Genomic DNA, 6,540 nt, shown 5'->3' with positions numbered 1-6,540 from the left:
GACCATAAACCCGTTGTCGCAGCAAGTCGACTACCGGATGCCGGATGCGCTCAGGATCCCTGGGATCGTGCATCTGTTCCGCAATCCGTTGGGTTAACTGGAGCTGTTGGTCAATGGTTCTTAACAACAGCACACCACCATCACTGGTGATGGCTCCGCCGCTGAATTGGGCTTGTATTTTGCGGCGTTTAAAGGCAGGAAAATCTATTTGAGCTGCGGTACAATTTGGCACGGGCAAATCCTTGTTCAAATTCAATCTAAGCAACTGAATTTTATCGAACTCTACGGGATTTGCCCGCTTTTTTTATGAAATATCCGGGTTAGGTATGCGTTAAAAATTAAGACAGGCACGGGTGGCACAAAGCAATATGCAAGCCATTTTGCCGTCCGGCATACGCAACCGAGGTTTAAACGGCAAGTGTTGAAGCCGGGATCTAAGAATGCGCACCAAAATGAGGCATTGATGACTGGTATTGTGCGGATAACGGACGCCCCCTGCATGTCGCGCTTCGCCGGATTCCTGGAGATTTATTCCTTGGAAGAGACGGATCGGTGGATAGCCAGGCAATGGAATTTAGAATAGAAAAGATGTCAAAAAGCCGGTTACGACGCGCGGAAAGAGCTGGCGAGGATTGATGATTCGAGGGTTTGCGCGTCTAACCCGCCTTTACGGTTCGTCGCCAGACTCATTTGAGCACAAGTCTTGTAAGGATCGTTCAGTACCGGCTTAGGAACGGGCATGAAATAAAACCCGCGTGAGACAGGATTTCTGCTCCTGTTCAACGACTGCATGGATGCAGGAGTTATAAAATTCACATTCCTTAGGATCCAATTCTCAAAGCTGACATTATCAATAGCCGCCCAGGCCTCACAATACCCCTATCGCACGCCGCAGACGCAAAATGGCCAGCGCGGCATCGTAATTGGCATTGTTGAAGTTGTCATGCGAGGTAGTGCGCAGGTCTTCGGCCTTCAGTACGTCGGTATTGGTCGACAGGCCCTGCTGATAGCTGTCGGTGGTCACTTTCAGGTTTTCGTCGGCCTGTTCGATGGCTTGACTGGTGACGACGATGCGTTTTTGCGTTTCCTGGCAATCCAGCCAGGCTTGCCGCACTTCCAGACCGATCATACTGGTCAAATCGTTGCGCTGTTCTTTCAGGGATATCGCTTGCCGGCTGATGGCATCACTTTGATGGCGTGTGCTGCCGTCGAACAGCTTCCACTTGACGCCGGCGTTGACCAGCCACATGCTTTCAGCGGCCTGGTAACGGTTTTCCTGATATTGATAGCCGCCGTTGATGGCGACCTGCGGCAATACACCGGCCTTGACGCTCTGCGCCTGTTGTTCCAGGGCTTCGATTTGCTGCGTCAGCACGGCCAGTTCGGAACGTTGCCTAGAGGCATTATTGCTCAGCTCTTTTAAGTCTTCCTTGGGCATTTCCGGAAATTGTTTAACCAGTTTGACCTCATCGGCAAGGTTGCGGTCCAGCAACCGGTTATAGCTCGCCTTGGCGATATCGAGTCGGTTGTCGGCCTGCACGACCTGCTGCTGTGCATTGACCAGTTCCACGTTCGCCGCCAGTACATCATTACGGGCCACCATGCCTTGCTCGAACAGGTTATTCACGTCTTCCACATGCGCTTTCAGACTGTCGACATGGCTTTGCATGAGCTGCAAGGTGCTTTCGGCACGCAACACCGCGATATAAGCCTCGGCCACCTGCATTTTTATGTTCAATTGAGCCGTGGTTTCATTGTGCTGTGCGGCCTGGAGGGACGCTTCGGCGGCATTGATGTTGTGGCTGATGCGGCCGCCCGTATAAATAGGCAGCGTAGCAATGGCCTGCGCATCCATGTTGCCGGGCTGCTGGGTATTGAACTGAGCCGTTTGACCGTTTATCTGCGTCACAGCGCCCGGCGTTTCGCTACGTTGCGTATAGCCGCTGCTGACATTAAGCTCCGGTAGCCGCTGTCCCTGAGCCGAATCCAGCTGCTCTTCGGCGGCGGCCGTATCAGTTTTGGCTGCCTTGATCTGGTGGTTATTATCAATGGCGCTGCTCCAGGCCTGTTCCAGCGTTTCGGCCGATACGACAGGCGCGTACACACCCATTAAAACGCTGATTAGACTGGAGTACAGGTTGTTCTTATTGATCAGCATACAAAATGCCCCGCATATAAAAGGAAATGACTTGATTAATCACCCGATTTTTCTCGTCCGTCGAAGGCAGCGGTTTGATCGCCAACAGACAAGGCAAATACAGATCGCCTTTCAACAAATTGAAAAAGGCATTCGCGGCAAACGCCGGATCGGCAATGTTAAAACGGTCATCGGCATTCAACCGCCGCAGATAATCTTCCAGCCAGGTTAACGCCGGCAATGGACCGCTTTCATAGACTAACCGCCCCAGTTCGGGGAAATCGTGGCTCTCCGAGATAACGAGCCGGTAAATGGCCAGCGCGTCTTCCGCAAACAGCAAATCCATGAACGACGCGGCAATTTTTTTCAGGTTATTTTCCACCTCACCCGACTCGATGGCGGTCTCGGTCATGGTCTGCAATAACGATGTGCATAAGGCGGATACGACAGCGGCCAGCAGCTCAGGTTTGCTATCAAAATGATTATACAGCGTCGCTTTGGAAACGGGTGCGGCCTGCGCGATTCTTTCCATGCTGACGTTCCGGTAGCCGTGCGCCAGAAACATGCGCGTGGCGCCGTCAATAATGGCCTGCCGCTTGGGGTCAACAGATTCTGGGATCATTGCTGAAAGAAAACTATTTAATAATTAAACTCGATCAGCTAGACTAAACTAAACCGTTTAGTTTATCAAGGTAGTTTATGCCACGTTCCCGTTCCATTTTTTTAGGTTTGCTGATTACTGTTGTTATGGTAACAGCGATCGGCTATTGGATACTTGACCGCCGTCAATACGAAGCCACCGACAATGCCTATCTGAGATCCAATATCGTGCTGATCAGCCCCAAGGTACAAGGCTATGTGACAGCGCTGGCCATCGATGACAACCAGGCTGTCAAGCAGGGCGAGGTACTGGTCACGATAGATGATCGCGATTATCAGGCCAAGGTAGCTCAGGCCGAGGCCGACATCACGGCCGAACAGGCCCACATCCGTCGCCTTCAGGCCATGAAAATATCCCAACAGGCGCGCGTGGAAGCGGCCAGAGCCAACATAACCGCATCGAAAGCACGGCAAGAACAAACCAAAAAGGATTTAAAGCGCTTTACCAACCTGATCAACCGGGGCTCGGCGTCGGCCCAGTCCCTCGATAAAATTCAATCGGAATCCAAACAAACCACTGCTGAATTAAGGGCGATGCATTCGACGCTGGAAGCGGAACAAAATCAGCTTGCCACGCTTGATATTGAAATTGCCGAAACCGAAGCGCGCCTGAAAAATGCCCAGGCGCAATTGAGGCTGGCTGAAATAGAACGCGAACACACCAAGGTGCGCGCGCCGGTCGACGGCATCATCGGCAAGCGCGGCGTGCAGCTCGGCCAATTGGTTCGCCCCGGGGTTACGCTGGCTTATCTGATAGAAAACCATAAAATCTGGGTCGAAGCCAATTTCAAGGAAACCCAGTTGGAACACATGCGCGCGGGACAAGCCGTATCGATCAAGGTCGATGCCTATCCCGAACTTGAACTGCACGGCAAGGTCGACAGCTTTGCGCCGGCCAGCGGTTCGGAATTCAGCATCCTGCCGGCCGAAAACGCCACGGGCAATTTCACTAAAATCGTGCGCCGGGTACCGGTCAAGATTGTCTTCGACGGCGGCCAGGACATCAGCCTGTTAAAGCCGGGCCTGTCGGTCGAAGCCCGGGTTAAAGTACGTTAAGACATGGCGGCGGACGTACAAAACCGGCCGGAGGAAACCCCGCTGACCCTGGCGCAGTGGATCGGATTTTTTAGCATGAGTATCGGCGTTTTCATGGCTGTGCTGGACATTCAGATTGTCGCCAGCTCGCTGAAGGAAATACAGGCGGGACTGTCCGCCACGCAGGATGAAATCGCCTGGGTGCAGACCTCTTACCTGATCGCCGAAGTCATTATCATCCCTTTGTCCGGCTGGCTGGCGCGGGTATTCTCGACGCGCTATCTGTATGCCATCTCGGCCGGCGGCTTCACGCTGGCCAGCCTGCTCTGCGCATTCGCCTGGAATCTGCCGTCCATGGTCATCTTCCGCCTGATACAGGGATTTCTCGGCGGCGCGATGATTCCTGTCACGTTCACGGTCATCTTCATCATGTTCCCGCCGCGCCTGCAGCCGGCCATGACCATCGTACTGGGCCTGATCGTGACGATCGCGCCTACCGTCGGCCCGATTCTGGGCGGCTACCTGACCGAGACCTACAGTTGGCAAGCGCTGTTTTTGATCAACGTGGTGCCGGGCATGCTGGTCTGCATTCTGGTCTGGCTGAACGTTGATATCGATCGGCCCGAATGGCATCTGCTGCAGAAAATCGACTTTATCGGCATCGCCCTGATCGCGATTTTCCTGGGCTGCATGCAGTTTGTCCTGGAAGAAGGCGTGCGCCATCAGTGGTTTGAGGACAATCTGATCATGGCGTTGACCCTCGTTGCCGTGGTCAGCGGCATCGCCATGCTGATCTGGGAGTTAAAAACACCGCATCCGATTATCGACCTGCACGCCTTCCGCAATGTCAACTTTGCCGTAGGCTGCCTGTACAGCTTCGTGCTGGGCATCGGGCTTTATACGATTACTTATCTGGTGCCGATTTACCTGGGCAGCGTCAAAGGCCTGAACAGCCTGCAGATCGGCTATTACCTGATGGTGGTCGGCTTGTTCCAGTTGCTGTCGGCGTTTATCGCAGGCCCCCTGGAGAAGAAAATGGATTTGCGCTGGATGCTGTGCCTGGGCTTTGGCCTGTTCGCGCTGGGCTGCTGGATGAATGCCGGCTTGACGGCCGAATCGGGCTACTGGGAATTCTTCTGGCCGCAGGCCATTCGCGGCACGGCGCTGATGCTATGCTTTCTGCCCATCAACACGCTGGCACTGGGCTTGCTGCCGGTCGAGGAAGTCAAAAACGCCAGCGGCCTGTACAACCTGATGCGGAATCTGGGCGGTGCGATCGGCCTGGCCGTGGCCAATACCCTGATCATTTATTTAACGAAAAGCCATTATGCGACCCTGCGCGAAGCGATGACAGCCACGCACTACCAGGGACAGGAGTTGCTGGAAGGTCTCTCCGAATCGATGCGCCAACTGAATCTGGCCGAACCCTCGGCGGCGGCATTAAAGCAGATCACCGCCCTGGCCTGGCGCGAGGCGGAAGTCATGACCTTCAACACGCTGTTCGAGATTATCGCCGTTATTTTTCTTGGCTCGCTGATCATCGCGCCATTCCTGAAAAAAGTGGACAGCGAGAAAGTCGGCACGATACAAATGGAATGATCCATTGAATCTGCAGCGGGACGGGGCTGCAAACCCCGTCCCGCTTGGAGCAATTTTAAAATCATCTTAAGTTCTTATACTGTAGAATCATTCATTTTTTCTCGACTATTATGACCGCCAGTCCATCCATACCGCGCCTCGCATTGACGCCGGGCGAACCCGCCGGCATCGGCCCCGATCTCTGCGTCCAACTCGCCCAGCAGGATTTGCCCTGCGAAATCGTCGCCATCGCCAGCCCTGACTTACTGGAACAGCGCGCCAGACAATTGGGCCTGACAGTCAGGATCAAAACGTTCGACAGCACGCTGCCGCCCAGCCCCCAGCAGGCCGGCAGCCTGACCGTGCTGCCCGTTGAGTTGGCGGAACCGGCCCAGTGCGGTCGGTTAAACCCGGCCAACAGCCGCTATGTGCTGAAAACCATCACGAAAGCGACCAAAGGCTGCCTGGAGGGTTTGTTTGACGCCCTGGTGACGGGCCCCGTGCACAAAGGCATCATCAATGACGCCGGCTTCCCTTTCAGCGGCCATACCGAATACATCGCCAACCTGACCGGCGGCCATCCGGTCATGATGCTGGCCACGCCCGGCCTGCGCGTGGCGCTGGTGACGACGCACCTGCCCTTGTCGGTGGTCAGCTCGGCCATCACCCATTCGCGGTTAAGAGCCGTGCTGCGCATACTGGACCAGGATCTGCGTTCGCGCTTCAAACTGGACAATCCCCGCATCCTGGTCTGCGGCCTGAATCCGCATGCCGGCGAGAACGGCCATCTCGGCCGCGAGGAAATCGACATCATCGAGCCGGTGCTCGACAACCTGCGCAAGCAGGGCATGAACCTTCAGGGGCCGCTGCCGGCCGACACCTTGTTCACGCCGAAATACCTGGCGACGGCTGACGCCGTGCTGGCCATGTATCACGACCAGGGCCTGCCCGTGCTCAAACACATGGGCTTCGGCCAGGCCGTCAACATTACGCTGGGCCTGCCGATCATCCGCACCTCGGTGGACCACGGCACGGCCCTGGATCTGGCCGGCACCGGCAAGGCCGAAATCGGCAGCCTGCACAGCGCCATACAAACCGCATTACTCATGGCAACCAACACGACTCGATAA

General features: G+C 55.2%; 6 protein-coding genes. 3 read left to right on the top strand and 3 right to left on the bottom strand.

Translation table 11 applies throughout. The features are described 5' to 3' along the window. From EK22_RS23510 to EK22_RS05055, 3 genes are all read right to left on the bottom strand, one after another. The coding region (locus tag EK22_RS23510) for a transposase (protein ID WP_200882563.1) at positions 1 to 232 on the bottom strand (232 nt) is incomplete at its 3' end. A gap of 636 nt (positions 233 to 868) precedes the next feature. After that, on the bottom strand, positions 869 to 2,158 hold the full coding sequence (locus tag EK22_RS05060) for a TolC family protein (RefSeq protein ID WP_020159448.1): 1,290 nt from the start codon (positions 2,156 to 2,158) through the stop codon (positions 869 to 871). Continuing rightward, complete coding sequence (locus tag EK22_RS05055; RefSeq protein WP_020159447.1) at positions 2,145 to 2,759, bottom strand: TetR/AcrR family transcriptional regulator; 615 nt, start codon at positions 2,757 to 2,759, stop codon at positions 2,145 to 2,147. The genes EK22_RS05060 and EK22_RS05055 overlap by 14 nt, the downstream gene beginning before the upstream one ends. A gap of 77 nt (positions 2,760 to 2,836) precedes the next feature. Here EK22_RS05055 and EK22_RS05050 point away from each other — a divergent pair, with 77 nt between their 5' ends. The 3 genes from EK22_RS05050 to pdxA all read left to right on the top strand — a co-directional run bounded on the left by EK22_RS05050 (position 2,837) and on the right by pdxA (position 6,540). Further along, a complete protein-coding gene (locus tag EK22_RS05050; RefSeq protein ID WP_020159446.1) occupies positions 2,837 to 3,853 on the top strand; it encodes an HlyD family secretion protein in 1,017 nt (338 codons plus the stop codon). A 3-nt stretch (positions 3,854 to 3,856) separates the two neighbouring features. Beyond that, positions 3,857 to 5,431: a DHA2 family efflux MFS transporter permease subunit gene (locus tag EK22_RS05045; protein ID WP_020159445.1), complete on the top strand. Its 1,575-nt coding sequence runs from the start codon at positions 3,857 to 3,859 to the stop codon at positions 5,429 to 5,431. Positions 5,432 to 5,541: 110 nt separating this feature from the next. After that, positions 5,542 to 6,540, top strand: a complete 999-nt coding sequence (gene pdxA, locus EK22_RS05040) for a 4-hydroxythreonine-4-phosphate dehydrogenase PdxA (RefSeq protein WP_036248603.1) — start codon at positions 5,542 to 5,544, stop codon at positions 6,538 to 6,540.

It is taken from the genome of Methylobacter sp. BBA5.1 (assembly GCF_000746145.1).
Lineage (GTDB): Bacteria > Pseudomonadota > Gammaproteobacteria > Methylococcales > Methylomonadaceae > Methylobacter > Methylobacter marinus.
This window is presented reverse-complemented; position numbering and strand designations above follow the sequence as displayed.